At 67.8% G+C, this 25,645-nt stretch carries 25 protein-coding genes and 2 pseudogenes; 13 read left to right on the top strand and 14 right to left on the bottom strand.

From position 1 onward, the window contains the following. Together ACIRU3_RS41180 and ACIRU3_RS41175 are read left to right on the top strand one after the other, a co-directional pair. A partial coding sequence (locus ACIRU3_RS41180) for an RNA-guided endonuclease InsQ/TnpB family protein (protein ID WP_404068188.1) occupies nucleotides 1-708 on the top strand: 708 nt, incomplete at its 5' end. Nucleotides 709-955: 247 nt separating this feature from the next. After that, the gene (locus tag ACIRU3_RS41175; protein WP_404068185.1) at nucleotides 956-1,432 is read left to right on the top strand and encodes a DUF6194 family protein; all 477 of its coding nucleotides are present in this window, start codon (nucleotides 956-958) and stop codon (nucleotides 1,430-1,432) included. 218 nt (nucleotides 1,433-1,650) lie between these two features. On the opposite strand, the gene ACIRU3_RS41170 is transcribed toward ACIRU3_RS41175, so the two are convergent. The 5 genes from ACIRU3_RS41170 to ACIRU3_RS41150 form a co-directional block, all read right to left on the bottom strand. After that, on the bottom strand, nucleotides 1,651-2,946 hold the full coding sequence (locus ACIRU3_RS41170; protein WP_404068183.1) for an MFS transporter: 1,296 nt from the start codon (nucleotides 2,944-2,946) through the stop codon (nucleotides 1,651-1,653). Beyond that, nucleotides 2,943-3,482, bottom strand: coding sequence for an ArsR/SmtB family transcription factor (locus ACIRU3_RS41165; protein WP_404068180.1), 540 nt, complete (start codon nucleotides 3,480-3,482; stop codon nucleotides 2,943-2,945). Before ACIRU3_RS41165 ends, ACIRU3_RS41170 begins: the two co-directional genes overlap by 4 nt. 144 nt (nucleotides 3,483-3,626) lie before the next feature. After that, nucleotides 3,627-3,977, bottom strand: a complete 351-nt coding sequence (locus ACIRU3_RS41160) for a hypothetical protein (RefSeq protein ID WP_404068177.1) — start codon at nucleotides 3,975-3,977, stop codon at nucleotides 3,627-3,629. 20 nt (nucleotides 3,978-3,997) lie between these two features. Continuing rightward, nucleotides 3,998-5,371, bottom strand: a complete 1,374-nt coding sequence (locus ACIRU3_RS41155) for an MFS transporter (RefSeq protein ID WP_404068175.1) — start codon at nucleotides 5,369-5,371, stop codon at nucleotides 3,998-4,000. Between the two features lie 349 nt (nucleotides 5,372-5,720). Next, on the bottom strand, nucleotides 5,721-6,287 hold the full coding sequence (locus ACIRU3_RS41150) for a TetR/AcrR family transcriptional regulator (protein ID WP_404068172.1): 567 nt from the start codon (nucleotides 6,285-6,287) through the stop codon (nucleotides 5,721-5,723). Nucleotides 6,288-6,372: 85 nt separating this feature from the next. Between ACIRU3_RS41150 and ACIRU3_RS41145 the strand changes: the two genes are divergently transcribed. The 3 genes from ACIRU3_RS41145 (at nucleotide 6,373) to ACIRU3_RS41135 (ending at nucleotide 9,023) form a co-directional block, all read left to right on the top strand. Next, a complete protein-coding gene (locus ACIRU3_RS41145; protein ID WP_404068170.1) occupies nucleotides 6,373-7,296 on the top strand; it encodes an SDR family oxidoreductase in 924 nt (307 codons plus the stop codon). Between the two features lie 333 nt (nucleotides 7,297-7,629). Next, nucleotides 7,630-8,235 (top strand): hypothetical protein, encoded by a 606-nt coding sequence (locus tag ACIRU3_RS41140; protein ID WP_404068168.1) that lies wholly within the window; start codon nucleotides 7,630-7,632, stop codon nucleotides 8,233-8,235. A 239-nt stretch (nucleotides 8,236-8,474) separates the two neighbouring features. Beyond that, entirely contained in the window at nucleotides 8,475-9,023 is a 549-nt protein-coding gene (locus ACIRU3_RS41135) for a YciI family protein (RefSeq protein ID WP_404068202.1), read from the top strand. 320 nt (nucleotides 9,024-9,343) lie between these two features. On the opposite strand, the gene ACIRU3_RS41130 is transcribed toward ACIRU3_RS41135, so the two are convergent. From ACIRU3_RS41130 to ACIRU3_RS41110, 5 genes and pseudogenes are all read right to left on the bottom strand, one after another. Next, entirely contained in the window at nucleotides 9,344-10,189 is an 846-nt protein-coding gene (locus ACIRU3_RS41130; RefSeq protein WP_404068199.1) for an SDR family oxidoreductase, read from the bottom strand. Nucleotides 10,190-10,302: 113 nt separating this feature from the next. Then, nucleotides 10,303-10,413 (bottom strand): annotated as a pseudogene (locus tag ACIRU3_RS41125) (IS630 family transposase); the annotation flags it as partial. A gap of 142 nt (nucleotides 10,414-10,555) precedes the next feature. Continuing rightward, nucleotides 10,556-10,750 carry a hypothetical protein gene (locus ACIRU3_RS41120; RefSeq protein ID WP_404068166.1) on the bottom strand — a complete coding sequence of 65 codons (195 nt, stop codon included), beginning with the start codon at nucleotides 10,748-10,750 and terminating at the stop codon, nucleotides 10,556-10,558. A 224-nt stretch (nucleotides 10,751-10,974) separates the two neighbouring features. Continuing rightward, complete coding sequence (locus ACIRU3_RS41115) at nucleotides 10,975-12,222, bottom strand: hypothetical protein (RefSeq protein ID WP_404068163.1); 1,248 nt, start codon at nucleotides 12,220-12,222, stop codon at nucleotides 10,975-10,977. 54 nt (nucleotides 12,223-12,276) lie between these two features. Beyond that, nucleotides 12,277-13,179, bottom strand: a complete 903-nt coding sequence (locus tag ACIRU3_RS41110) for a serine/threonine-protein kinase (RefSeq protein ID WP_404068160.1) — start codon at nucleotides 13,177-13,179, stop codon at nucleotides 12,277-12,279. A gap of 385 nt (nucleotides 13,180-13,564) precedes the next feature. Here ACIRU3_RS41110 and ACIRU3_RS41105 point away from each other — a divergent pair, with 385 nt between their 5' ends. After that, a complete protein-coding gene (locus tag ACIRU3_RS41105) occupies nucleotides 13,565-14,008 on the top strand; it encodes a hypothetical protein (RefSeq protein WP_404068158.1) in 444 nt (147 codons plus the stop codon). Between the two features lie 102 nt (nucleotides 14,009-14,110). On the opposite strand, the gene ACIRU3_RS41100 is transcribed toward ACIRU3_RS41105, so the two are convergent. Beyond that, nucleotides 14,111-14,584, bottom strand: coding sequence for a carboxymuconolactone decarboxylase family protein (locus ACIRU3_RS41100; protein ID WP_404068156.1), 474 nt, complete (start codon nucleotides 14,582-14,584; stop codon nucleotides 14,111-14,113). A 692-nt stretch (nucleotides 14,585-15,276) separates the two neighbouring features. Between ACIRU3_RS41100 and ACIRU3_RS41095 the strand changes: the two genes are divergently transcribed. The 3 genes from ACIRU3_RS41095 to ACIRU3_RS41085 all read left to right on the top strand — a co-directional run bounded on the left by ACIRU3_RS41095 (nucleotide 15,277) and on the right by ACIRU3_RS41085 (nucleotide 18,103). Beyond that, entirely contained in the window at nucleotides 15,277-15,711 is a 435-nt protein-coding gene (locus ACIRU3_RS41095) for an Rrf2 family transcriptional regulator (RefSeq protein ID WP_404068154.1), read from the top strand. 110 nt (nucleotides 15,712-15,821) lie between these two features. Then, entirely contained in the window at nucleotides 15,822-17,012 is a 1,191-nt protein-coding gene (locus ACIRU3_RS41090; protein ID WP_404068152.1) for an MFS transporter, read from the top strand. 209 nt (nucleotides 17,013-17,221) lie between these two features. After that, nucleotides 17,222-18,103: an MBL fold metallo-hydrolase gene (locus ACIRU3_RS41085; protein ID WP_404068150.1), complete on the top strand. Its 882-nt coding sequence runs from the start codon at nucleotides 17,222-17,224 to the stop codon at nucleotides 18,101-18,103. 557 nt (nucleotides 18,104-18,660) lie between these two features. Here the strand turns inward: ACIRU3_RS41085 and ACIRU3_RS41080 are convergent. Next, on the bottom strand, nucleotides 18,661-19,350 hold the full coding sequence (locus ACIRU3_RS41080) for a DUF4389 domain-containing protein (RefSeq protein ID WP_404068148.1): 690 nt from the start codon (nucleotides 19,348-19,350) through the stop codon (nucleotides 18,661-18,663). Between the two features lie 348 nt (nucleotides 19,351-19,698). On the opposite strand from ACIRU3_RS41080, the gene ACIRU3_RS41075 reads away from it, so the two are divergent. Then, nucleotides 19,699-19,959 carry a hypothetical protein gene (locus ACIRU3_RS41075; RefSeq protein WP_404068146.1) on the top strand — a complete coding sequence of 87 codons (261 nt, stop codon included), beginning with the start codon at nucleotides 19,699-19,701 and terminating at the stop codon, nucleotides 19,957-19,959. Between the two features lie 437 nt (nucleotides 19,960-20,396). On the opposite strand, the gene ACIRU3_RS41070 is transcribed toward ACIRU3_RS41075, so the two are convergent. Further along, nucleotides 20,397-21,152, bottom strand: a complete 756-nt coding sequence (locus tag ACIRU3_RS41070; RefSeq protein WP_404068196.1) for a PIG-L family deacetylase — start codon at nucleotides 21,150-21,152, stop codon at nucleotides 20,397-20,399. 499 nt (nucleotides 21,153-21,651) lie between these two features. Here ACIRU3_RS41070 and ACIRU3_RS41065 point away from each other — a divergent pair, with 499 nt between their 5' ends. The 3 genes from ACIRU3_RS41065 to ACIRU3_RS41055 all read left to right on the top strand — a co-directional run bounded on the left by ACIRU3_RS41065 (nucleotide 21,652) and on the right by ACIRU3_RS41055 (nucleotide 24,001). Beyond that, nucleotides 21,652-22,086, top strand: coding sequence for a hypothetical protein (locus ACIRU3_RS41065; RefSeq protein WP_404068144.1), 435 nt, complete (start codon nucleotides 21,652-21,654; stop codon nucleotides 22,084-22,086). Nucleotides 22,087-22,874: 788 nt separating this feature from the next. Next, a complete protein-coding gene (locus ACIRU3_RS41060) occupies nucleotides 22,875-23,786 on the top strand; it encodes a hypothetical protein (RefSeq protein WP_404068142.1) in 912 nt (303 codons plus the stop codon). An 8-nt stretch (nucleotides 23,787-23,794) separates the two neighbouring features. Further along, nucleotides 23,795-24,001, top strand: coding sequence for a hypothetical protein (locus ACIRU3_RS41055; protein ID WP_404068139.1), 207 nt, complete (start codon nucleotides 23,795-23,797; stop codon nucleotides 23,999-24,001). Nucleotides 24,002-24,188: 187 nt separating this feature from the next. Here the strand turns inward: ACIRU3_RS41055 and ACIRU3_RS41050 are convergent. Next, nucleotides 24,189-25,493 (bottom strand): annotated as a pseudogene (locus ACIRU3_RS41050) (MFS transporter). Between the last annotated feature and the right edge of the window lie 152 nt (nucleotides 25,494-25,645).

Raw genomic sequence — 25,645 nt, 5'->3', positions numbered from 1 at the left:
TGGTACGTCGTCCTCGCCTGCGACGAAGTACCTGCCGAACCGCTCCCCGCCACGGGCGCGGTGACCGGCATCGACATGGGCGTAGCCCACTTCCTGACTACCTCCGGGGGCGAGCACCAGCCCAACCCGAGGCACAGCAAGCGCAGCACCGATGCCCTCGCCGACGCTCAACGCGCCCTCAAGGCGTTCCCGCGCCGCGCACGGGACAACCGCACCGCGAAGCACCGCCGGGCGGTGGAGAAGGTCGCCGCTCTCTACCGCAAAGTACGCCGCCGGCGTACCGACCACGCACACAAGACCGCCCTGGCGATGGTCCGCACCTACGACGTCATAGCGCACGAGCGCCTGAACATCGCGAACATGGTCCGCGCACCCAAGCCGAAGCCTGACCCCGACAACGCGGGCGCGTTCCTCCCCAACGGGTCTGCCGCCAAGGCCGGGCTGAACAAGAGCATCCACGACGCGGGCTGGGGGGTGTTCCTGGGCATCCTCGCGCACAAGGCTGAAAGCGCCGGTCGTCGACTGATCCCGGTGGACCCCCGCAACACCTCCCGCACCTGCCCCGCCTGCGGGCACGTGTCCGGCGAGAACCGCGTCACACAAGAGAAGTTCGAGTGCACGAGTTGCGGACACACCGCCAACGCCGATCAAGTCGGCGCACTCAACGTCGCCATCAGGGCCGGGCTGGTCCTTCCCGACGTGGCCTAGCCACCGACAGGAGAAGCCCCCCGGATTCATCCGGGGGGAGGAGTCACAGATCCGGTAGCCCGAGGCTGTGCGTGTCGTCGGCGGAAGCACACCGTCGCGTTCGAGATTGCGAACTGTTGCACGGAGTACCGAGCACGCCGTGCGACATCCACGGTGCGCATATCACCTGAATTGAGACCTGACATCTCGAAGCCCCTGGTCACAGCTCTAAAGTCTCCACAAGCACCTCAATGCAACGCTAGAGCACATGACCATGGACGAGATCATCAGCTTCGTAGAAGGCCTCGACGGTGTCCTGACCCTCAGGCCGGCACCCGGCGACGGCTCGCCGGAGATCAGCTGGGGCGACACCTTCTTCTACTACGCACCTGATGGCGTCACCCCGACCACGACCCAACCGTTCGCGACGGTCGTGATCAAGAACTACCCGGGCGACGAGGCATCGCTCCTGGACCGTCCGGACACCTTCCGCGTGAACATCTCCGCCGGGAAAGAGACGTTCATCCGCTGGACCGGGCACGCACCACGCGAACCAGCCACCACCGAATTCGACCCGAGCGCCACCGACACCGTGATCCCGCATCCCGTCTACGGCACCGGCGGCTGGCTGGCAGTGGTGAACCCTGGCCCGCGTACCGAAGAGGCAACCCGCGAGCTGCTGCGCACAGCGCATCACCTCGCGCGCTCACGCCATCAGCGACGCGCTCAAGCTACGCCTCGATGATGCGGCGGAGCCCTGAAGCACGGTGCTCCAGAGCCTGGCCCAGGTGCCGACCGCCTCCCAGTGGGTGAACCGTAGCGGCGCTTCTGTGGAACACCCGCTACCTGGACGCCGTCGAGGACGACGAGCACTGACGGCCGGCACACCCGACCGACCCGGCCACTCGTCGCGCCCCGCGAGGGCCTGGCACCCGACTTGTTGTGACGCCTTCGCGGCAGGCGTCACAACAAGTCGGGTGCACTCTCCTTGGCGGGATTTTTGGATGCCGGGTGATCCGGACCGCCGGCCGGGGCAGCGGCACGCAGCGCCGCTTCGACCCGGCGGTTGCTGGTCATGGATGCCGTGACGGCCGTCATCGCCAGGAGGAGGACGGCGGCGGCGTAGAGCGGGGTACGGATGTCGTAGGTGGTGGCCAGCCAGCCACCGAGGAAGGCCCCGATGGGGGCGGCGCACATGGCCAGCATGCGGGAGGTGGAGGCGACCCGGCCCATGAGGTGGGCCGGGACGATCGCCTGCCGGAGGGAGGGCCCGAGCACCATCGTGGCGCCCATGCCGGCCCCGCAGACGGCGAGCGCCAGCCCGGCCACGTACGGGTTCGGGGCAGCGGCAAGGCCCAGGATGGCAAGCCCTTCGACTGCGGCCGTGCAGGTCAGTGCGGTGCCGGTGCCGAGTCGTCGGCCAAGGCAGGAGGCGATGCCTGCGCCGAGCAGACCGCCGGTGGCCTCCGCCGTGAGGAGCAGGCCGAAGCCGTAGGTGTCGATGCCGAGGCGGTCGTGCGCGAAGAGGGCGAGTACGGTCTCCACAGCGAGGAAGGCGATGTTCCCGACCGCCGGGCGGAGGGAGAGCCCGAGCAGCAGCCGGTCCCGGAAGACGTACGAGGCCCCGGCCCGCGCCTGCCGAAGCAGCGACTCGCGGATCTCCGGCACGGGCCGGGGTATGGCGGGAAGCGATCGTACGAGCAGTGCGGAGAGCATGAACGACACGGCGTCGGCGAGCAGCGGAACCGCCCGCCCGAGCGCGAGCAGCGCACTGCCCGCTGGCGGCCCCGCGAAGCCGGACATGGCGGTCTGGGCTCCGCGCAAGCGAGAGTTGGCTCGCTCCAGGAGTGCAGGGTCGCGGCCGAGCAGATCCGGCAGATAGGCCGTGGCCGCCGTGTCAAAGAAGAGTCCACCGAGGCCGAGCAGGAAGGCGACGGCCGCGAGCACTGGAATGCTCAGCACGTCGAGCGCGGCCGCTGCCGCCGGTATCGCGAGCAGCACCGCACGCGCCGCGTCCATGACCCACATCGTGCGCCGACGGTCCCAGCGGTCCACCAGCGCACCGCCGAGCACCCCGAAGAGCAGCCACGGCAGCGTCCCGGCGGCCGTGACGACGGCGAGCGCCATCGGATCCCGCGTCAACGTCAACGCGAGCAACGGCAGCGCGGCATGCGACACCCCGTCACCGAGCGACGACACCGTCTGCGCAGTCCACAGCCGTCCGAACCCGGTCGGCAACTTCCGAACGCCTGAGGTCACTTGGCGCCCCCCTCGGCCTGCTCGCGCGGTGCCGGGTGGAACAGTGCGAAGACGAGTGACGCGTCCGGCAGCGACGGATCGGACAGCTCCCGGTACTCGTCCGCCAGTGCCTGCAGCCGCGCCCCCAGCTGCGCGAACTGCTCCTCGGTGAGCCGCAGATGCGCCATCCGTACGTGCCGCTCGCCATCCACCGGCGACGCCTCCAGGTCCGCCACCGCATGCCGCATCAGCACATCCGGCCCTCCCTCGCCCGGATCCGGCAGCACGACCGCCCGCGCGGCCATCGCGTAGTACCGCTCGGTGACACCCCGCACCTTCCGCGTCCGTACCACCTTCACCAAGCCGGCCCGCTCCAGCAGCCGCACGTGATAGCTGGAACTCCCCTTCGCAAGGCCCACCCGCTCGGCGATCTGCGTAATCGTCGCCGGCTCGAAGCGGAGCACGGCCATGATCCGGTGGCGCGTGAGATTGGAGACGGCGCGCAGCTGCTCGTCCGTGGTGACGTGAAACGTCTCGGGAAGATCATCGGTAGGCATGAGAGTAATGGTCAACGATTCTTGACCATTAAGCAAGGGGATTTCGCGCGGACCTCCAGAGTCTGCTGTCCGGCGCGCGAGACCTTCTGTCAAAGCCCCCCACCCGCTGCCGATCCGAGTAGCTGTCAGAAAGCCTTGGCACCCTCAAGTGATCCACGCACCACCCCCGTCGGCCGGCTCGTCTTCCACGTTCTCGCGGCCCTCGCGGAGCTCATCCGCGAACTCATCGTCATCGGCACCAACGAGGGCTTGGCCGCCGCCCGCGGCCGCGTCGGCGGGCGCCCCATCGTCGCCACCGAGGAAGTCATCCGCGCCGCCCGCGGCCTCCTGCCCGACCCCGGCCGCTCCATCACCTCGATCGCCAAGCTGCTGGGAGTCTCCCCGGGCACTCTCTACAACCACATCCCCGACCTGCGCGACCCGCGCGCGAGCGCCGTCCCCCCGCCAGCTCGAAGCGCCCGCGAGGTAGGCGAACCGCAGCAAGATCAATCTCACCGGGATCTCCTGCACCGCAACTACTCACGCCTGGCATCGGCGGAGGGGACGGCTTGCCGGACGATGAGCGCGGCGGTGAGGCACATAGCGCCGGCGACTGCCATTCCGGATGCGGGGCCGAGAGCTGCCATCACCCCGGTGGCAGTGGCCAGCGTGAACGTTTCCAGGCTCATCCGCGTCGTGCTGAACAGCGCGGCGCCGGCTCCTCCGCGCTCGGAAGGCACGTACTTGAGCGCTTGCCCGTCCGGTACGCCTTCGGTCAGCCCCAGACACAGTCCGATCACCGCGGCCGCGACGAGAAGAGCGGCAGACCGGTCGGTCACCTGGAGAATGACGGCGGTGACGGTGCAGGCGAACAGGGCGGTTGTCACCAGTTGCCGTGCCAGCCGGCGCGCCAGCCGAGCGGCAAGCAGCGGAAGGACCGTTGACGGCACGGTCAACAGGCCGAGCATGACCGCTGCCTCGCCTGCCCCCATGCTCCGGACAGAGCCAAGCTGAGGGAGCACGGTCAATCCCACCACGAGCATCCCCATGAAGGCACCCGTAGCCACGGCGTACGCGCGATAGGCGGGGATCCGCAACAGGTCCACGGGGATCACGGGATCAGCTGCGCGCCGTTCCACGCCGACGAGTCCGGCGACGCCGACTGCCGCGACCAGGATGAGGCCAACTGGCCCCCACCACGGGGTGCCTGCCCCGAAGCCCAGACCGAGTGCGGTCACCACTGCGGCGACGACCACCCCGAAGAGGGCAGCGCCGGCAAGGTCGAAGTTCTCGGAAAGCTCGGGACTGCGAAGGCCCGGAAGCCCGATCGTGGCCAAGGCTGCGATCGCGGCGACAGCCCCCGGTACGACGAAGACGAGGGGCCAGCCTCCGACGGCCATGAGTGCCTGGGCGACAACCGGTCCCAACGCCAGACTGCTGCCCAGCACGGCGCCCGTGTACCCGTACACCCGACGACGCTCCTCCGGCGGGTACACGGCCAGGACCATCGACGATCCACCGGCGGCACACATCGCGGCCCCGACGCCGGCGACCGCGCGAAGTGCCACCAGGGACACCAGGTTCGGGGCGAGGGCGGACAGCACCCCGGTGGCTGCGACCACGAGGTTGCCGACGGCGAAGAAGCGAGTGCGGGCGAGGCGATCCGCTGTCGCCCCGGCCAGCAGCAGGGCCGCCGCGAACAGCCCGTTGTACGCGAGGACGATCCACGGACCCAGTGCGTCGGCGCCGGGCAGCTGCGCTCTGACATCGGGAACGGCCGCTGCCGCACCGGTGATGGCGAGGGGGAACACCGCATCACAGATGAGGGCGGCCCCTAGGACACGCCGACGTTGACGAAGAGACAAGGCGAACATGAGTGCGCTCCGAAACAAGGGGAATCCGAGCGCCACGAAGGCGCTCCTGGCCAAGGCTCAGGAGCGACGGCGAGACCTGGGGTTTTGCGCCGTCGCTCTCAGCGACGGCGCACCTTGTCTGTTTTGGGCACGAGTACACGCTAGCATCCGCCTCGGCAAGGCCTCGAGGTGGTTTGACCGAGCCGAGTCGACTTCGGCCAAGACCCCGACAAGAAACGCAACGCTGTCGGAGGCGAGAAACGTATCGCTGTGGAAGCGGCGATCAACTGACTGGGCACTCACCGCTGTTCGCGCTGCCGGTCAAGAAGCCTGTGCCTCAACGAACCAACGCGTCACGGCCTGACACCTGCGGCAGGATCGCCCCTCCTGGCCGCCGTCCATCCGCCTATCCGCCCGCGGTTACGACCTTGAGCTGGTCCAGCGATTCCCGCATCAACTGCGACAACGTGCGTTCCTCGGTCGCGGTGATCCAGCGCTCGAAACCGATCTTGAAGACGGCGACGCCCGCCTCGGCGGTGAGGCTCGCGGCCGGCTCGGCAACGCCGCGTACGCGCAGGGCGTCGGCGAGGGCGGCCGACAGCGAGGCGAGCTTGATCAGCTCGCGCTCCTGGAGTTCCGCGTTCGCCACGATGACAGCCTGCCGTTGCCGCGCATGGTCCCGGCGGTCGACGAACACTGCCGAGACGGCATCGAGTCCCGCCGCCATCGCGTCGATCGGCACCGCTGACTCCTGGGCCTCGGCGACCGCCTGCACAAACAGCTCCTGCAGCGCGCCCGACCCGTCGAACAGCACCTCGCGTTTGTCGGCGTAGTGCCGGAAGTAGGTCCGCTCGGTGAGGCCGGCCCGCCTGGCGATCTCCGCCACCGTGGTCTGTTCGTAGCCGCGCTCGCTGTAGAGCTGCAACGCCGCTGTCGCCAGGCGTTCGCGTGCGTTCGGCTCCCATCTACCCATGCGCAGATCTTACGTGATGACAGTGGCTGACATCAGGTGTTACTGTTGATGTCAGTCACTGACATCAACAGTTTGGGGCTCTCCCATGCGCATCTTCGTGACCGGCGCGTCCGGCTGGATCGGCTCCGCCCTCGTTCCCGAGCTCATCGACGCGGGGCACCAGGTCGTGGGCCTCGCCCGCTCCGACGCCTCCGCAGCCACCCTCATCGCTGCAGGGGCGGATGTGGTCCGCGGCACGGTCGACGACCTCGATGTTCTGGCCGGCGCCAGTGCCGCGTCCGACGGGGTGATCCACCTCGCCTTCAAGCACGACCTCGCCTTCACCGGTGACTTCCAGGGGGCCGCCGAGGCGGACCGCCGCGCCGTTGACGCCCTCGGCGACGCCTTGGCCGGCACTGGTCGCCCCTTCGTCCTCGCTTCCGGCGTGATGGGCCTCAAGCGGGGGCAGGTGTCGACCGAGCGGGACATGCCCGCGAACGACGGCTCGCCGACGTCCATCCGCTCGGCCACTGCCGCGGCGGTGCTCGCACTCGCCTCGCGCGGCGTGCGCTCGTCCGTGGTGCGGCTCTCCCCGACCTGCCACGGCGACGGAGACAACGGGTTCATGGCGACCCTGGTCTCCATCGCCCGGACCAAGGGCGTCTCCGGCTACATCGGCGACGGCTCCAACCGCTGGCCGGCCGTCCACCGTCGGGACGCCGCACGGCTGTTCCGCCTCGCGGTCGAGAAGGCCCCCGCGGGAGCGGTGCTGCACGGCGTGGCGGAGGAGGGCGTCGCGATCCGGGACGTCGCCGAGGTGATCGGCCGTCACCTCGATGTGCCGGTGGCCTCCGTGGCGCCCGAGGCCGCAGCAGGGCACTTCGCCTGGCTGTCCGGCTTCCTCGGGGTCGACAGCCCAATGTCGAACACCCTGACCCGCGAACTGCTCGACTGGCAGCCGACCCACCCGGGCCTCCTCGATGACCTCGACAAGCGCCACTACTTCCACACCCCTGCCACCACCTGCTGACCCTCTGGGCGGACGCCATCTGCGCCGTCTGCGTCAGCCTCCCGTCGCACGCAGAGGCGTTTCCCGAGGTCGACATGCTGCTTGGCCGGATGAGCCATAGGAGCTCCACCTGCCTCACCGGCAGCAGTCAGGTCACCGGGTGAGGAACGAGATCAGCGCCGGGGAACGAGCTGGGCTCGGGTGGGCAGTGCCAGCACGTTGGCCACTGCTTCGTGACCGGTCGGAAGTTTCCCGTGGCCGTGGCCGTGGCCGTGGCCGTGGCAGTGGCCGTGGCCGTGGCCGTGGCCGTGCCCGTCGCTGTGGCTGTGGCTGTAGCCGTGACATCTTGGTCGAGTGAGCCTGGACGACGAGACCCGATGGCTGGCAACGCAGCGCCCATCAAGAGTGCGTGAGGTCCAGGCCGGTCACCTGGCCTGGACCGAGGTGGATGTGATCGACATCGGAGACGGGCTCGCGCGTCCGCTGCGGGACGGGCTGGAGGTCTTCGGCGTCCAGGTGAATTACCTGCGGATCGGCCAACCTCGGCACCTGCTGGCAGCGTTGGACGGCAGCCGGCCCATCGCGCCGTACGTGATCGTGTGCTGCCACGGTGACGAAGGGCGCATCCTCATGCCGGAGCTTGCCGAGGAGCTTGCCCGCTACCAGCCGTTCAACGGCCCGGTCGGACCGGATCTGGTACGCAGACACTTCTCGTTGCCCGGCACCGTCACCCTCGTGACGGGATGCGACACGGGGGAAGCGGCGCTGGCCGAGGCGTTCCTCGATGCCGGCGCCGCCCTCTACATCGCCCCGACCGGCGCGCCGTTCGGCTACGCGAGTGTGTTCGCTCCATGGTTCTTCTTCTACGAGCTGACCGAGCAACGCACCCCGCAAGAGGCCGTTGCGCGCCTGCGCGCACACGACAACGAACTTGCCATGTGGCAGCTCTATCAACGCTGAGCCCCATACCTCCCATGACGGCAGCAAGTACAGGCGGTCACCTTTGCCATGTCCAGCAGTTTGCGGCGGATGGCGACCGGGCCCCGCACGAGCAGTGTGACCGAGTGCCTCAGCCGGCTGTTACCGCGCTTCCGTGACGGCTACGCCGTCCGAGGGCACGCTGCCACGGTGGGAGCGTAGGGCCATCGTCACGAAAGCCAGTTGCGATGCTTCCCGACACTGGGTAAGGGTCTGTGGTCATGGACTTCTTTTGCTACCACCGTGATCGGCCCGGCTCCGTGGCGTTGCGCGACAAGCTGCTGGAAGAACACTGGTCCTACATGGACCCCTACGCGAAGGAGATGATCGCTCGCGGCCCGACCTTCGCGAGCGACGGCGAGACGCCCACCGGTAGCGTGCACATTGTCGACCTGCCCGATCCCGCCGCTGCCCGCGCGTTCGCTTTCGACGAGCCCAACTACCAGGCCGGCGTGTACCGGGATGTGCTGGTGCGCCGGTGGCGCAACATGCTCGGGCGCACCATGTGGGATTTCCCGGGCGGCCCGACGGAGGGCACCCGGTACCTGGTGCTCGGGCTCGGCCCTGAGCACGCAGCCGACCTCGCAGAGCCGTCCGATCGGGCCGAGCTGATCGCGTTCGGGCCGCTGCTGTCCGACGACGCCAGCACCTGGCTTGGTACGGCTGTGCTGCTCCGCGCCCCGGACCCGGACCAGGCACGTGCCGTCCTGGCATCGGACCACTACGCGGAGATAGAGGTTCACGAGTGGGAGTTCGGCGGGCGGCGGTGATGAACCGAGGACGCGCAGTGCCGACGGCACAGGGCGGTTGATCGAGATGGCAGACGGGGCAGTCACCTCCGCTTCATCGCCGGCTGAGGCTCTATGCTCAGCGGCTGACCAGCAAGCGTCGGGGTCTGGGGACAGTCCAGCCGGAGTTGGCTGGGCGGCGCACCGTCTTGGGGAGCCCGCCGCCTCCTGATCACCTCCCAACCCCCGGGTACCGGTGTGGTCGTACGAGGCTGCACCACCACCTTCCGCAGCAGCTCCATGGCCTCCATCGCGCGCAGCCGCGTCGAACGCCCGCACCGCGCGCGGCAGGGCCGCCGTGGTCAGTCGAAGGAGTTGCGGTTCTGACGGACGAAATCGGCAAACCCGAGGGGTGCACGGCCGATGAGATCGGACACGGTTGAAGTGACCGTCTCGGCACCGCCGTCGCAGTATGCGCGGGCAACTCGGATCAGAGCATCGACGTAGAACTCCGGCATGTTGCGGCTCAACATGGCCGCGCGCGCTTCGTCGTCGGGCAGGCCCACATAGCGCACTGGCTTGCCGAGGATCTCGGAAAACACTTCCGCGGCTTCAGCGTACGTCAGTGCCTTGGGCCCGGTGAGGTCATAGATGCTGCCGTCGTGGCCCTCGTCGGTGAGAACCCGCGCAGCGACGCCGGCGACATCGTCGATGTCAATGAAGCTTATGGGTGCGTTGATCAGTGGCACGCTGAACTCCCCAGCCTCGCGGATGGACGGCTGGCGCAGGAAGTTCTGCAGATAGAAATTAGGGCGAAGGATCGTCCAGGGCAGCCCGGACGTGACCAGTGATTGTTCGACGGGCCGATGCAGCCGGGCGATCGGTGAGAGTCCTTCGTCGGCCCGCCAGACCGACAGTTTGACCACCCGAACACCCACCGCGCGGGCCGCTTCGACCATGTTGAGTTCGTGCGTCGTTTGGGCGGGGCTCGTCGCGCCGAGAAGGAATACTGCCTCGATGCCATCGAGTGCAGGCCCGAGCGTGTCCGGACGGGCCAGATCAAGCGTCACTGCCAGACCACCCGACTTGATCACCTGAGCTGTGGTGCGCGGATCGCGGTAAGCCGCCTTCGCAGCCACCCCGTCGGCATAAAGACGTGCGAGTAGTGCCGTTCCGACATTCCCGCTCGCACCAGTAACCAGAATCATCGTCACATGCTCCAGTGGGTAGTAGTGAGTATGCCCGGAGTCGGAACGCACCGTGCCGGCGATGCACATTGGGGTAGGCCGCCAGGAAGGTAACCGCCAGGCTGCGGCTTTCAGCGGGCGTTGACGTTGCGCCACCTCAGGTGGGCGTGCAGGGCCCGGGTGTGGTTGGGGTGGTTCGAGTGGGCGATGGTGAACTGCCACAGCGGTCCGAAGTGGGCTTCGATCGTGTCCACCAGCCGCCGCGCGGACTCCACCCCCAGCCGAGCACCTCAGTGTCGACCACACCAGGACCGTAGACACGTCGCGCACACGACAGTGCAACTCTCGGGCCGCGACGCTGGCCGCGGGATCACCACGGACGGGCCCTTAGTCGCTGCTGTGGGTGCTCCCGTTCAGGCTCCGGCGCCGACTCTTTTCCGACCGGCGCAGCAACTCACCCACGGTGAGCGTCACCTTCGCCACGACGCGGACCCAGCGAGGCCCGCCGCGCCCTGCCCACACCACACACACGCACCCACCGACGGCGAGCGCCAGGACGCCGAGCAGCACCAGAACGGTCATGTTCCCCACCCCTGCATTCGTACGGTCCTCGTGATCCTCTCAGGCCGGGACGAGACGCTCCACCACGGTATCCCTCCGAACCGCCTGCTGACCGGCGGGCGCTGTGAGCAGTGCAGTCCACGGCTCGTCCGTTCGATCTCCATGGGTCCCGAACCGAGATCGTCCCATGGGCCCGAGATCCACTTCGGCTACACGCTCCAGCCATCCGCGCCTGCCGAGCGTGCTCAGTCATACGCCTTCAGGCACAGCATCGTCGCGCCGTCGTCCACCTTTGTGGACCAGTACGTGTTGGCGTCGTACTGTCCATGGCGGCAGACCTCGGCGCCGGCGCCGGCCGTCGCCCGGTAGAGGTCCGTGACAACCAGGATCTCGTTGTACGCGGCCGGAACCCTCCGGTCCGTGCAGTTCGGCGATGACAGCATCGCGATGCTGCTGATGACGTTGTTGCTTTCGTGCTTGGCGAGCAGACAGTCACCCTGGTGGTACTGGCCGGTGAGGCAGAGCACGGTCCGCTCGCCGCTGCTGGTGGAGTAGTACGACCAGGTGGCCTTGCCCACGCCGGACGCGCAGTCGCCGGTGGTGCCGGTGACTTTCACGCGCGTCCCGTAGCCGCAGAAGGCCGTGTTCGGCTCCTCCTCGCTCCAGTCGTACCTGGTGCGGCCGCCGTAGCCGGTGTCGACGACGTCCAGGCAGTCCCCGTACGAGACGGCCTTGAAGGCGTCTTCGGTGGGGTCGGGCTCGGGGGAGCTGGTCTCCGGTTCCGGTTCGGGCTCGGGCTCTGTGTCATCGGAACCGCCGCTCGACGAGCTGGAGGAGCTGCTGCTGTCGGTGTCGCCGAGGCTGCCGCTGGTGCCGAGGCCGCTGGCGCCGCCGGTGCTGGAGAGGGTGAAACGTGAGGTGGGGCTGCTCTTCGGGGTGTCGTCGTCCTTCTTGTCCCAGGGCTGCCAGATCAGCACTCCGATGATGAGTCCGGCCACGAGCAGGCCGCCCCACCCGTCCGAGGAACCCGATTTCCTGGTGGGCTTCTTGGCTGCTCCGGGCTTCGCTGAGGCCTTGGGCGTCGATGTTGTGCCGGTGCCGGTGCCGGTGCCGGTGCGGGTGCCCGTGCTCTTGGTGGAGGTCCTGGCCTTCTCGCGCGCTATGCGCTTGCTCTCTTCGCGCATCCTATCGATGCGCTGCCGCTCTTTCCGCTCGCGCTCGTTCTGTTCCTTCTCCTTCCTCTGCTGTTCCTTGCGTTCCCGCTCCCTGCGTTCCGCTTCTTGCTTCCGCGCTCGTTCCCGGCGCCTGCGCTCTGCCTCCTCCTGGCGCGCGAGCTCCCGCGCCTCCGCCTCTGCCTGCTCCCGGACCAAGGCGTCCCGCTGCTTGCGCAGGGCCTCCAGTTGCTCGCGGATCTCGCTGATCGCCTTGTCCGCGCCCTCCGAGGCACCCTCGGGTTTCAGCCGGGTCGGCGCTTCGGCTGCGGCGAAGTCCACTGTTCCGCCGCGCAGTTGGCGCCCCTGCTCTGCGTACTCCTCGATCAGCGCGGTCTATGCCTGCGGCAGCCACCGCTCGGGTTCGCCCCCGTACGCCGTCACTTGGTCGAGGTCGGCCAGGACGTCCTGCAGGACGTCGGACGGCGCGGGACGCCTCCGGGGGTCGCCTTCGAGCAAGGGGAGGATCAGAGGTTCGAGTTCCGGCGGCAGCCCGCTCGTGTCGAGTTCGCCACGCTGGACGAGGGCGAGGATCCCGATGGAGTGGTCGGTCTGCTCGTACGGCGGGCGGCCTACCGCGAGGAAGAAGAGCGTGGCACCCAGGGAGTACATGTCGGACGCGGCGGTGGACTTCTTGCCGCACGCCTGTTCCGGCGACGTGAACGCGAAAGTGCCGATGGTCGTCGTCGAGCTGGTGTGGTCGTGGGCGTGTGAGATACCGAAGTCGATGAGGCGGGGGCCGTCATGGGGCAGCAGTATGTTAAGGGGTTTGATGTCCCGGTGGACGACCTCCAAGCCGTGCAGCTCGACCAGTGCCCGCGCGGCCCCCGCCGCGACCCAACGCACCGCGTCGACCGGCAAAGTCCCGGCACTTACGACGAGTTCGGCCAGGCTGGGCGCCGGAATGAACTCGATGGCGAGCCACGGGCGCTCCGCCTTCGCGTTGGCGTCGAGCACCTTGGCGGTGTACGCACTGTTGACCCGCCCCGCCAGCTCCACTTCGCGGGCGAACCGCTCGCGGTCCGGCCTGCTCACGATCCCCTCGGCGAGGAGCGTCTTGACCGCCACGAGCCCGTGGTCCACCACGGTTCCGGTGGGCCCGGCAACGCTGGCAGGAGTCCCGGGGGCCTCCTGCCGACCAAGATAGATACGGCCCATGCCGCCGGTGGCGATCCGCCGCAGCAGCCGATAGGGGCCGAGCCGGCGGGGATCGTTGGATTCGAGTGAATAGAGCTTCATTCCGGGCATCCGGCGTCACTCCCCATGTGCGTCCCCCGTCCGTGCTGTTGTCCGGACACGCCCCGTGCGCGCTACGTGCTCGTCAATTCTGAGGTCAAACCCTGTCGAAGCAAAGGGAGTTGGGGGAGTCAGGGTGGCTGGAGCGGCCGCCATGGCAGTGCGCCGAAGCGCACCGTGCGTGGAGAAACGCTCCGCTTCCCGCGATCTCCGGACTCGACGGTCGGCAGGCCGGATGCGGTTGAGGGGAAGCGGTGTTGACGTGGCGACGGACACTCGTGCCGGCGTAGCCCCAAGGCCCAGGTCCAGGTCCGATCAGAGCCGCTGTGTGCCGGGTCGTGCAAGGATCCCTGTCGTGGAAGGCAGCGAAATGTGGGGTTCCCCGCCGATGGGCGAACCGGAGGCAGGCTATGGAGGCCTGGCAGCGCTGCTGATTCCGACTGGCCTCGCAGATCCGGACGGGCAGAAGGCCACCCTGCCCATCGTGTGCCGATACTGCGGTTGGGACCAGTTCGAGGTGGCCGCGGGCGAGTGCTATTGCCAGGGCTGCTGTCTTCCGCTCGGTATCGAGGACGGAGGCGTGTATTCCGATGCCTCAGCCTGGGAACTCGTGCCGTCCGGCGCCGCGTTCCCGGTCCCGGGTCGCGCCTTTCCCACGCCGCCGGACACGGTCGAGTGTCCGGCGGGACACGATGTGGTCCAGGTGTTCGTAGCGTACGGATTCGCCGCCGACGGCCAGGTCCGCCGTCTGTCCGTCGGCCTGAGGTGCCCGGTCGACGGTGCGTTCTGCCTGTACATCGACAACGTGCGCGTGGTGCCCAGGGGGGCCTGACTCCAGTTCCGAAGTCCTGGCTCAGCCGCGTCGGAGGGAACGGCATCTCGTGGTTGTGCTCGATCAAAAGGTTCCGGACAGGCCCGGGCCAGGCACCCCTGGTTATGCGAACCGGCCGGGCTGGTATTCGCCGGCGGGCTGCTGGACGATGAGGTTCCCGCGGTTGTAGGCGTTGATGAGGGCGATGGCGCAGACCAGGGCGGCGAGCTGCTCCTCGTCGTAGTGCTTGGCGGCATTCGCCCAGGCCGCGTCCGTCACGCCACCGGCCGCGTCAGCGATGCGGGTGCCCTGCTCCGTCAGCTCGAGGGCCGCGCGCTCGGCATCGCTGAACACTGTGGCCTCCCGCCAGGCCGCGACCAGGTTCAGGCGTGTCGACGACTCCCCGGCGTGGGCGGCGTCCTTGGTGTGCATGTCGGTGCAAAAACCACAGCCATTGATCTGACTGGCGCGGAGTTTCACCAGTTCCTGCGTCGCGGCCGGCAGTGTCGAGTCCGCGAGCACCTTGCCCGCAGCGACCATGTGCTTCCCGAACTTCGCCGCGACCGGGCTGGCGAAGAGGTTCAACCGAGCTTCCATGGTGCACTCCTGTGTGGCTGTGTGATGGTTGCACCTCTTGGACGGAACAGCCCCCGTAGGTTGTGACACGCGTGAAAGTGACCTGCGTCGCATCTCCCGCACCGCGGCGGGGACCCCAGGCTCCGTCGTTCTCGCGGTTGGCCCGACGTGGCCGGTATGGCCCACATATAGCCCAACTCGCTTGCATGGTGGTGGTTCGCAGGCGCACGCGCACGCACGGCTCCGGTGATCATGGAGTGTTGAATTCGCGACTGGCTCACCGCTCGTGCCAGTGCCTCGCGCGTCGCCTACCAGGACAGACACCCGTCGCCCCGCTTGGCGCGAGTGGCAGTCGCAGTGGACGGCAAATCTCTACGCGGCGCTCTGCGCGCCGACGGGCGCTGCGTTCACCTGATCTCGGCTCTGCGTGACGACGGCATCGTGGCGTTCACGCTGGGAGGAGTCCCTCGTTTCGTCCGGCGCTGCTCCAGAGGTCAGACCTCTGTCCTTCACCGTTGTCGGCGTCACCGGTCGTACCAGGGCTGACGCTGGCCGGGGTTGATTGGTCTGAGCCACGACCTGCGGGTTCCCAAGCAGGCGGGGCGCCACAGCCACGCGACTGCTGGGTGGGCTGTCTTGGCGGTGCGCTTGACAGGTGCCCGTGCTGTAATCGAGTCTGTTACAACACTGGTCGCTCGAGGTAGGAGGGTTCGATGGCCGTCAGCAGTCGCATGACCGTGGCCATACACGCATTGACGTGGATGGCGCTCACCTGCCCTCGACATCCCGGCGGCATTGTGACCTCCGACAGGATCGCGGCGAGTGTCAATACAAATCCGGTGGTGATTCGTAGAGTCCTCGGCGGTCTGCGCGAGGCCGGCTTGGTCGTGTCGGTGCGTGGTCAGGGTGCGGGTGTGAGGCTCGGGCGCCCCCCGGAGTCGATCAGCTTGAAAGATGTCTACGAAGCCGTCGAACCCGAGCCGCTCATCGCATTGCATTCGGCCGTCCCCAATCAGGAGTGTCCCATCGGCCGGGGTATCCCGCCGGTGCTGCAAGGTGCGTACGGTCGCGCCGAGGACGCGATGAAGGAAGAGTTGGCGACGATCAGCATCGCCGACGTCCTACGGGAGACGATCGCCACCACCTGAAACGCGGGCGTTCGGTGATATCCGGTTTATTTCTGGCCGATCTTCGGATCGGCCTCTCTTTGGAACAGTGATGTAACAGGCATGGTTACATCGCCAGGAGGACCCCCAACGTGTACCGATCACTCCTCGTACTGACGGTGGCGCTCTTCGCTATCGGCACGGACAGCTTCGTCATCGCCGGCATCCTGCCCGAGGCCGGGCACTCTCTGGATGTCGGCATCGGGACCGCCGGATGGCTTATCACGGCCTACGCCTTCACCTACGCCATCCTCGGCCCCGTCATGGCGGCACTCACCACGCGCTGGCCGCGACGCACGCTGTTCCTCACCGGACTCGGCATCTTCATCGTGGGCAACCTTTTGGCAGCATTTGTACCGAACTTCGGTATCGCTTTGTTCGCACGGGCGCTGGCCGGGCTGGGCGGCGCGATGGTGACCCCGACCGCGATAGCTGCGGCCGCCGCGCTCGCTCCGCCGGAGCGCCGGGGGCGTGCGATCTCCACGGTGATGGCCGGTCTCAGCGCGGCGACCGCGCTCGGTGCCCCCATCGGCACGGCCATCGGAAGTCTGACCGGTGACTGGCGCACCACCATGGTGTTCGTATCCGCTCTCGGGGCTGTGGCGGCGCTGGCCATCGCGCTTCTGCTGCCCAAGATCCCCAACCCGCCACTGGTCCCGCTGCGGACGCGCCTCGCGCCGCTCGGCGACCGCCGTATCGGTATGGGCCTGCTGACGACACTCCTGCTGTTCACCGGCCTGTACCTCGTCTACTCCTACATCGCGGACGGCCTCGACCGCGCGACCGGCGGCAGCGGCACCACGCTCGCAATCCTGTTGTTCGTGTGGGGTGTGGCCTCGACGATCGGCACGCTCGGTTCGGGGCACCTGGTCGACCGGCTCGGCGCCCGCCGGATCATCAACACCGCCCTCGTGGTGCTCGCCATCGACTTCGCGCTGATGCCATGGTCCAGTGCGCACATCGGCACAGCCGTCGTCGCGCTGATCGTGTGGGGCCTCTGCGGCTGGGGATTCATCACGCCGCAGACCCACCGCCTGATCGGTGCGATGCCGGCGGCTGCCCCGATGCTGACGGGCCTCCACTCCGCGACGCTCTACGTCGGGGTCTCCATCGCCCCCGTCGTCGGCCAGGGCGCGCTGAACCGGGTCGGCGTGCACTGGCTCGGCCCCATCGGCGCCGCACTGATCGTCCTTGCCTTCGGCGCGGCCGAGATCACACACCTGATCATCCGCCGCCATCACCGCCACCAGCAGCCTGCTGCCGAACCGGCTCCGGCCCGGTGACCGCGAGCGCCGCACGTCCTGACACGGGACGGTGCCACAGGGTGGGTGTGAAGTCGCGCGCTGTCTGGACACACGGCGCACGCCGGTGGACGCGTCACGCGCCCCCTACAGACTCGGCGACAGCAAGGACGCTGACCTTGTCTGGGAAGATTTCGGTTATTACCGGCAAATATAAGAATAAGCATCGAAAGTATAGGAAGTAGACAATCATGGCTCTCGAATACGACGTCCTCGTCACCCTTCCTCCCCGGGCGGTCCTGCCCGATGGTTCCTCGGTCCGGCCGCTGCCGGCCTGGTCGCCGATGTCGGCGACCCTCATCTACGGGGAGCGGGACGCCATCCTGATCGACGCCCCGCACCTGGAGGAGCAGTCCCGGCAGGTGGCCGAGTGGGTGCTGGCCTCGGGCAAGAACCTGGTCGCGATGTACGCCACTCACGGCCACGGCGACCACTGGTTCGGTTTCTCCGAGGTCGCCAGGCACTTTCCCGACGCGCGGATGATCGCCACCGAGGGCACCGTGGCCCTGGCGGAGTTCACCGCCGGAAAGCGCATGGCGTTCTGGAACGGCCAGTTTCCCGGCCAGATCGTCAAGGACATCGTGCTGCCCGAGGTGATCGACGACTACACCTTCCTCCTGGAGGGCGAGGAGGTCCGGTTCGTCGAGGCCGGCGACAGCGACGGACCGGACACCACGTTCGTGCACGTGCCGTCCATCGGCCTCGTCGTCGCGGGCGACATCGTCTACAACGGCGTCCACCCCTACCTCGCCGGCGGCGAGAAGGCCCGGCCGCTGCCCGAGCGGCGCGCGGACTGGATCGCCGCCATCGACAAGATCGCTGCGGTCCACCCTCGCGCCGTCGTCGCCGGACACAAGAACCCCGCCAACGACGACGACCCCCGCCACCTGGACGAGACCCGCAAGTACCTGCAGGACACCGAGGAAGTGGCCGCCGTCGCCCGCCACGCCAAGGAGTTCGCCGATCTGATGCTGCTGCGCCACCTAGATCGCATCAATCCCACCATCCTGGCCCTGACCGCCGAACACCTCTACCCCGGAACGACCGTCGACGGACGCGCCATCGAGTGGTGACACACCACTCCCGCGGGCACCGGCATCACGGCCCAGTACCAGCCGCGTCGGGCCGACCGCGAGAACGACGGAGCCCTGGGGGACGACCCACGTCGAGGTTGCTCGGCTTCGGGAGCGACGCATTGGCGGCGGACCTGAACGATCAAACCTCGACGGCACAGCACACGGCGCGTGGAAGCGTCCCGCACATGCCGTGGGGGTTCCACGAAGATGAAGCGGGTCCCGATTGGCAGGACAGGCCACTCAATTCCCTGTCACACACGGTCGTTTGCGTATGCGCGTGTCACGAGTGCGGGCTGTTCGGGGTCCTGCCACTACATGCGGCGGGGTCACACACCAGCGGGACGGTCCGTCAAGACCGTCCCGCAGATTCTCCGCCCTGGTACCTTCCTCCGACTCAGGCCTTCGGAGGAGTCCGGTTGGAGTATCGGAATATGCGAGGCAGCCACTTTCATCCGGGGCCGAGCCCGCGTTGTTGGTTCCTTAGGCCGCCGATGACTCCAACGGAGCCGTCCGCGCCGAAGTGAGCCGCGGCCCTTGGGAGGTGACGAGGAATTTCACCCGGCGCCCGCTGGCTCTACCACTCCGGCCGTGGGCTCCTTCCCGCCCATGTCCAGCCGGAACGGTGGGTACTTGTCGGTCATGAGGGATGAGTAGACGAGCACCCGCAGCGACCAGCGCATCAGGCCCATGAGGAAGTCGAACAGATCCCGCGGGTATTTCCCCGTGAACGTCAGGATCACCACCGCGATCAGAGAGAGCAGGCCGATGAGCCCGGAGGAGAAAGGACTGTAGTCGTCGAGGTACCGGTATGCGGTCCAGCCGCTGGTGCTCAATACGATGATCACCAGGAGCTGTGGGATGATCAGCAGCCACTTGACCAGGACCAGCCCGCGGGACAACCGCTCGGGATAGGCGACATCGACGTGGATCGGATAGTCGCGCACCTCCTTGAGGGTGAACGGCGGATACGCGTCGGTGCCGAGAACTGAGGAGGCGTAGTAGTTGACGCGCGTGGTCCAGCGTATGACGCCGACATTGAAATCGAAGAGCCGTCGCGGGTAGCGTCCGGTGATCAGGATACTGAAGAAGGCGACGATGCTCAGCAGCAGGAATGTGATCTGCAGGAAGAACAGCACGATGTAGTGCGGGATGGCGAGGATCCACTTCACCATCCACATCCATCGGCTGAGCCGGGGATCCAGCGCCGCTTCGACGCGTAGGGGATGTTCGGACTTGGTAAACATTGCTGCCACATCCTTTCGTGCAATGGGACTAGGAAATGTGCCCCGTAAATCACATTGCAAGGGCTGCGCCAAATTGTGGGCGAGCCGCCGGCTCTGCATGGGGTATCACAATTGGACTCCGGCAATCGAATGGCGTCATGCCACGGAATTGCGTGGCAGGAAAACACGTGACTTGACGGATGGCAGCGGAAAAGATAGGCGGGGTATGGTCACCCGGCCGAGATCTGGCCAGGGCTCCGTGCGCCCGACGGTCGCGATCCCTTCCGTCATGACACACCACCCACCGAGCGGGAGCTTTCGGAGTGGCGCACCTGGGCCACCACCGTCTTCATCCCCAACATCCAAGCCATGCGCGACGTAGTGGTCACCAAGGCCGACCTCCTCATCGAGGAGGAGATGCCCCAGGCCCTACTTGAGTTTTGCGCCCACGTCTCGGGCTACGAGATCACGGCTGCGCGCTGGGCCCAAGGCAACTTCGACGAGCACCTGTCGCTCATATCCTTCCCAGGCCGGGAGCTCAGGGAGTACATCCGCGACCGGTTCGCCCGACTCAAGAGCGAGCAGGCGAGGCTGCTGGGACACAGCCGAGCCGATGACGGAAGCCGGTAGGCGAGCTTCCCCAGGCGTTGAAGAGAAATCGGCTGCAAGGCGATACAGCCTTTGGCGGAGGGCTTCTCGGGGGTTTTCCAAAGAGTGGTGCCGCCGGCGACGACACGCACGCAAGGCGGCGGTCGACGCCGGCATGGTGACCGGGAATGTCCCGGCCTTCTCTGGGACGGGCAACACCCGAACCCTCCCGTTGCGGCAACTCCTGCGCGGCCGGCGCACACGCCGCGTCGTCACCTTCGTACGCAGCACCCGGCACCCGGCGATTCTGGCGTGCCGGGAGGCCCTCCTGCGTGCGGTCGTCCTCCGCCTGAGCCGGGGTACCAAAGGGCGTCGACGGGTGCGCGCTCCAACGGCCGAGCCGATGGAGCCTGGCCGAGTTCGACACTGCCCCGGACGGTCTGCTGAAACCGGGCGGGCCGCGTCCTCGGCTGGTCAGTTCAGTTCAGTTCGGTCTGGGCTGCCGTTGCGGAAACCGGAGTGTGGCGGATGTACCACTCGGTGGAGAACAGCAGCTCGCGAGTGTCCTGCGGAAGGCCGGCGATCAGCCCGGGTACGGCTCCCCGCTCCACCTCGGTGCGATGAGCCAGTACGGCGGCGATCTTCTGCTCCATCCAGGGGCCGACATCTACGGTTGCGGTGACCTGCTCGTCCGGCACGCTGTACACCGTCTTCTGCGTACCGACCAAGTTCCTCAGCGCGGGCACGGCGGAGTGCGGATGCGTGGCCAGGTAGAGGGCACGCGGCTGCCAGGGGGCACCCGAGTCTGGGTACAGCTGCTCAAGACCGGCCGCCTGAGCTGCAAGGATCGTCACCCGGTGAGTGTGCACGTGGTCCGGATGGCCGGTCAGCCCGCCGTAGGCGTCATGGGTGACCATGACCTCCGGGCGGAATTCGCGGATGTGCGCCACCAGCCGCCGCACCGCCTCGTCGAGCGGCGCATCGCACAACCGCGCGCTGCCTGGAGCTGACTGAGGCACGCGATCGTCGGCGTAGCCGAGCATCCGCGGTTTACCGGCACCGAGGATCCGCAGTGCCTGGGCCAACTCCGCGCTCCGGAGCGTGTCGGCGGCCCAGGTCGCCGTGACGACTGCGGTACGCGCGCCCGCAGCAGCGTGACGGGCGAGCACTCCACCCGCGAACAACGACTCGTCATCCGGATGAGCGAAGACCGCGAGCAGGCTCGGCACAGGCATATGGGAAACCGCCTTCCGGTAAACGTGGGCTGGATCATAGAGCAAGGTGTGGCCGATGCCGACACACACCAACGGTGTGACGGGGCTGGGTTCGATGTCGGCCTCACCCGCACCGCAGCACAGTCTCACCGCACCGCAGCCACAGCCTTGCCCGGACCAAAGCTCTGCCTCGCAGGTCGAGTTGCGCATGAGGGCACGGCCGACGAAGGGCGCGTCGACGTGTGAGACGAACCGGAGGCAAAGCGAGTGGCAGATGCCATCTCGACGCTGCGTTGTTCGTTGCCTGAAGGTGTGCACGACTTCGCAGCGGCACTGATCCCGGGCCCTCTCGAGCCGCCGCGGCGTCTTCCTCGTCGATCACACACTCGATTGGCGTAGTTTCGCGCGGGGGTCGCCCGTGGAGCGACGGCGTGGCCCGCGTCGGTCCAGGCATCTGAGGGCAGCGTCGGCCAAAGGGGCACTCAGCGCCATGGCGGTGGCTCGGCAGTGCCATGGGGCGATGCTGTTCCTCGCCCATCTGCCTGTCGACATTGGTGTCGTCGCGGTGTTCTTCTGCCAGAGCGATCCCGGTATGTGTGACGACTGGGACGCTACTGGCGGAGCCAACCATGCGTACGTCTTCACTGGCGAGCTCACCCCGGTTGCCGTCCCTGCCAAGGGCGAGACGCTCTTGGGCGCGGTCACTGCTCTGCGATGCCATCCGGCAGACTCGCCCTCGGAGGAACCGGTTCTCGGACGGCTGGGCGGTGCGCCTGACGGGCTCCAGGACGATGAGACACCGGACTGCCCCCGCTGTGCGGCCCGTATGGCGTTCACGGCCGAGCTCGAAGAAGGCCACGACTTTGCCACCTCGGCGAACTTCGGCGGCGGAGGCCGCGGTTATGTCTTCAGTTGCACCCCGTGCCGCCAAGCCTCGTTCCTCTGGCAGCGCTGACCGACGTCGAAGTTGATGGTCGGCTCGACTTCGTTCCGTCCCTCGTCGACCTGTCTGGTCGAATCAGTGGGCCCGTCGCCACTTCTGCCAGGGCGATGGCGGTCGGCGGCGAGTCGGCGGGTAGCGGATGAGGGTAGCGGCGATGCCTGCGAAGGGAGAAAGTCTTCGCGGCTACATTCGGCGCACTCCGTGGCGTCAACGGAATCGCGGAATGTAGTCAGCGAGCGACCAGCCGATTGAGCGGCGGGCTCAGTGCGTTTTCATCCTTGGCCGTTACCGCGTCGAGAAGCTGCTCGCGGAACCTGTCGAGCACCAACAGCCTGGCATGCGGTTCGACGCACCCCTCCACCCAGGCCTCGGAACTGACTTTCCGTCATGCCGGGGCCTGGGGACGAGGTAGGCGTCAGTGCTCTCGGCCGCGGTGCAGCAGCTCGGACCATTCGATGCCGCCGAAGTTCTCCACAGCTTGGGCCCGCGACGCATCCGCTCCTCCAGCCCCGCCCACTGCAGGCGGCGGCCGCGGCCGGCCGGCGTGCGTGGATCTGAGCCTGGCTCGTGAGCCCATGCTGGCCCAACCGCCTCGCCACCATTCGGGTCAACTGGCGTCCCGCGCTACACCATCCGGTGGCTTATGGCCGCCGCAGTGTTATTCGTGTCCCTGATTTCCTGATCATTCCACTATCCAGCTCTTGGTACTGACGAGCCATCACGAGCCCTGAACCAAGTCGAGGAGAGTGGAGAAAATGAAGATGTCGTCGCGATGGCGATCTGTTCTGGCGCCAGCCGCCGTGGCTGCCGCGCTCGCCGCGTCCCCGCTGCTGAACGCCGGAACCGCCTACGCTCAGGACCAGACCACCCCGCACCCGCCGTACCCGGAGAAGGCTGCCTACCCGGCCCACCCGGTGAAGCCCGCCTATCCGGAGAAGCCTGGGTATCCGGCACGTCCGGAGAAGGCCGCCTACCCGGTGAAGCCTGCGTATCCGGCGAAACCCGTGTATCCGGAGAAGCCTGCGCATCCCATGAAGCCGGTGTATCCGGTGAAGCCGGCGCTCCCCGTGAAGCCGGTGTATCCGGAGAAGCCGGCGCTCCCCGTGAAGCCCGCGCATCCGGAGAAGCCGGCTCTGCCGATGAAGCCCGCGTACCCGGTGAAGCCTGCTCTGCCGGTGAAGCCCGCGTATCCGGAGAAGCCCAGTCTGCCGGTGAAGCCCGCGTACCCGGAGAAGCCGGCTCTGCCGATGAAGCCTGCTCTGCCGGAGAAGCCCAGTCTGCCGGTGAAGCCTGCTCTGCCGGAGAAGCCCAGTCTGCCGGTGAAGCCCGCGTATCCGGAGAAGCCGGCTCTGCCGGTGAAGCCTGCTCTGCCGGAGAAGCCCAGTCTGCCGGTGAAGCCCGCGTATCCGGAGAAGCCGGCTCTGCCGGTGAAGCCTGCTCTGCCGGAGAAGCCCAGTCTGCCGGTGAAGCCCGCGTATCCGGAGAAGCCGGCTCTGCCGATGAAGCCTGCTCTGCCGGAGAAGCCCAGCCTGCCGGTGAAGCCCGCGCATCCGGAGAAGCCCACCCTGCCGATGAAGCCCGCGCACCCGGAGAAGCCCAGCCTCCCCGTGAAGCCGGCGTACCCGGAGAAGCCCGACCACCCGAAGCAGCCGATGAAGCCGGCGAAATCGCACCAGTCGCCTCACAAGAAGTCGGAGCACGGGGACGACTAGCCGCAGTCGTGAACACCGGTGACAACGGCAAGCGGAAGCTGCCCCTTGGTGGTGTGGCCGTCGGTGCCCATGTCGGGATCTTCGGCGACAGCCCGGACCAGTCCCTGTGCGGCAGGGGGACTGGTCCGACGAGGGACGTGCTCTCGTGCGGCCCGGCGACCGCCTGGTTCGCCACGACGGGCAGCTCGGGGTACGGCACGTTCCTCAAAAGCTGAGATCAGCCGAGGCTTCGTTGGGCGTCGCCGGACAACCCGGAACGGCTCTGGAGGATCCACCGGCGTCACCTGACGGTCCCTCAGGGGGTGTCACCGTCTGCCGCAAGAGCCGGGCCCGGACACCCGGGCCCGGCACATCACTGTCCGGGATCCCTCGGTAGGCGGCCGCTCGCAGTAGTGGGCACCGTCACGCGGAGGGAGCCGGGGTCTCCTGCGTGGCGGGAAGCTGCCGTCCCAGGCGAGCGAGCGGGGACAGGGCCATCAGCGCCGACGACAGCATCATGCCACCGGCCGTCATCAGAAGGCTGGTGCGCAATCCCCACCCCTGTGCGAGCCAGCCGCCGAGCAGCGAGCCGAGCGGGCTGAGCCCCATGCCGATGAACGAGATCGTCGCGGTCGTGCGGCCCTGCATCCCGTGGGGAGTCATCGCCTGCCGCACTGCCGTGAGCGCGACGTTCACGAGCTGGCCGAAGGTCCCGAACGCGAAATTGACGGCAAGGAGCACGGCGATGGTCACCGTGCCGGGGCCGTGCAGCAAGGGCACACACAGCATCGCTCCGTCGCCGAGAGCCGCCGCGGTGACCAGCACCGGGCCGTAACCGAAGAGGCTCGGAAGACGGGCGGCCAGCAGCGAGCCGAGCAGTGCGCCCGGCCCCGTAGCCGCGAGTGCCAGGCCGACGGCGGTGCCCGACAGGTGGAGTTCTCGCGGCAGGAAGACCAGAGAGACGGTCATGGTGGCCGCGAACGAGAACTGGAAGGCGGCCGAGGCGAGTCCGACGGTCCGCAGAGTGGGCTCGTGGACGACAAATCGGAGGCCGGCATGGATTTGCCGCCGGAGCGGCGAGGAGCGTCCCGAGTCGGCGGAGATCGTTTAGCGGCGGTGGATTTGCCGGATCGACGGGAACGACACTGCGAAGCACGCAGCGCCGCATGCGGCACCGAACGGTGCCGACACCAGGGACACCATCGCGCCGCCGAGGGCGGGGCCGCCGATCTGGGCCGCTGACCGACTACCCTCGAGCGCGCTGTTGCCCCGCACCAGCTGGTCGCGGTTCACCAGCCGCACGAGAGACGCCTGGTAGGCCACGTCGAAGAATACGGACAGACCTCCGACAGCGAAGGCAACCACGAGCAGGGCCGGTAGGCCGACCCCGTAGAGGAAGCCGACTGCTGCGGCGGAGCCCAGCGCGAGAGCCCGGCCGGCGTCCGTCACCACCATCACCGCGCGGGCTCGCCACGTGTCCACCCACGCGCCGACGAAGAGCGCGAGCAGCAGGATCGGCGCCTGCCCCACTGCACGAAGGACACCCAACCGGCCGGCGTCGGCATGGAGTGTTACGACGGCGAACAGCGGGAGAACCACCAGGCCCGCCTGTTCGCCGAGTTGGGAAGCCGTCTGGCCCAGCCAGAGCCTGCGGAAGTCTCCGTCTCGCCACAGGGCGGGCGAAGCAGGGCGTCCGGAAGCGGTGGGAGCAGAGGAAGCACGCGGCACAGGGACCCCTCGGATGACCGAAGACGAGACCTGCCACCCCGGCGTACGGCAGGCGCACCCACGGTGCAGGCAGGGGGAGGGAAGGCTCGCTGTGCCGCGTATCAAAGGGCAGCACGCGGTGACAGGCCGTTCACGGCCTCCGATGTCAACGC

The sequence above is a fragment of the Streptomyces sp. NPDC101151 genome (assembly GCF_044768335.1).
GTDB lineage: Bacteria > Actinomycetota > Actinomycetes > Streptomycetales > Streptomycetaceae > Streptomyces.
Note: the sequence above shows the minus strand (reverse complement) of the source record. Positions and strands in the feature narration are given on the sequence as shown.

What these genes read in the sequence shown, in the direction of transcription:
- ACIRU3_RS41100 (WP_404068156.1), bottom strand. Translation starts at nt 14,584, where the DNA reads ATGGAAGCTCGGTTGAACCTCTTCGCCAGCCCGGTCGCGGCGAAGTTC.
- ACIRU3_RS41070 (WP_404068196.1), bottom strand. Translation starts at nt 21,152, where the DNA reads ATGCCTGTGCCGAGCCTGCTCGCGGTCTTCGCTCATCCGGATGACGAG.
- ACIRU3_RS41165 (WP_404068180.1), bottom strand. Translation starts at nt 3,482, where the DNA reads ATGCCTACCGATGATCTTCCCGAGACGTTTCACGTCACCACGGACGAG.
- ACIRU3_RS41065 (WP_404068144.1), top strand. Translation starts at nt 21,652, where the DNA reads ATGCTGTTCCTCGCCCATCTGCCTGTCGACATTGGTGTCGTCGCGGTG.
- ACIRU3_RS41080 (WP_404068148.1), bottom strand. Translation starts at nt 19,350, where the DNA reads ATGTTTACCAAGTCCGAACATCCCCTACGCGTCGAAGCGGCGCTGGAT.
- ACIRU3_RS41135 (WP_404068202.1), top strand. Translation starts at nt 8,475, where the DNA reads ATGGACTTCTTTTGCTACCACCGTGATCGGCCCGGCTCCGTGGCGTTG.
- ACIRU3_RS41110 (WP_404068160.1), bottom strand. Translation starts at nt 13,179, where the DNA reads ATGAAGCTCTATTCACTCGAATCCAACGATCCCCGCCGGCTCGGCCCC.
- ACIRU3_RS41120 (WP_404068166.1), bottom strand. Translation starts at nt 10,750, where the DNA reads ATGACCGTTCTGGTGCTGCTCGGCGTCCTGGCGCTCGCCGTCGGTGGG.
- ACIRU3_RS41130 (WP_404068199.1), bottom strand. Translation starts at nt 10,189, where the DNA reads ATGATTCTGGTTACTGGTGCGAGCGGGAATGTCGGAACGGCACTACTC.
- ACIRU3_RS41150 (WP_404068172.1), bottom strand. Translation starts at nt 6,287, where the DNA reads ATGGGTAGATGGGAGCCGAACGCACGCGAACGCCTGGCGACAGCGGCG.
- ACIRU3_RS41105 (WP_404068158.1), top strand. Translation starts at nt 13,565, where the DNA reads ATGGGCGAACCGGAGGCAGGCTATGGAGGCCTGGCAGCGCTGCTGATT.
- ACIRU3_RS41175 (WP_404068185.1), top strand. Translation starts at nt 956, where the DNA reads ATGACCATGGACGAGATCATCAGCTTCGTAGAAGGCCTCGACGGTGTC.
- ACIRU3_RS41085 (WP_404068150.1), top strand. Translation starts at nt 17,222, where the DNA reads ATGGCTCTCGAATACGACGTCCTCGTCACCCTTCCTCCCCGGGCGGTC.
- ACIRU3_RS41145 (WP_404068170.1), top strand. Translation starts at nt 6,373, where the DNA reads ATGCGCATCTTCGTGACCGGCGCGTCCGGCTGGATCGGCTCCGCCCTC.
- ACIRU3_RS41095 (WP_404068154.1), top strand. Translation starts at nt 15,277, where the DNA reads ATGGCCGTCAGCAGTCGCATGACCGTGGCCATACACGCATTGACGTGG.
- ACIRU3_RS41075 (WP_404068146.1), top strand. Translation starts at nt 19,699, where the DNA reads ATGCGCGACGTAGTGGTCACCAAGGCCGACCTCCTCATCGAGGAGGAG.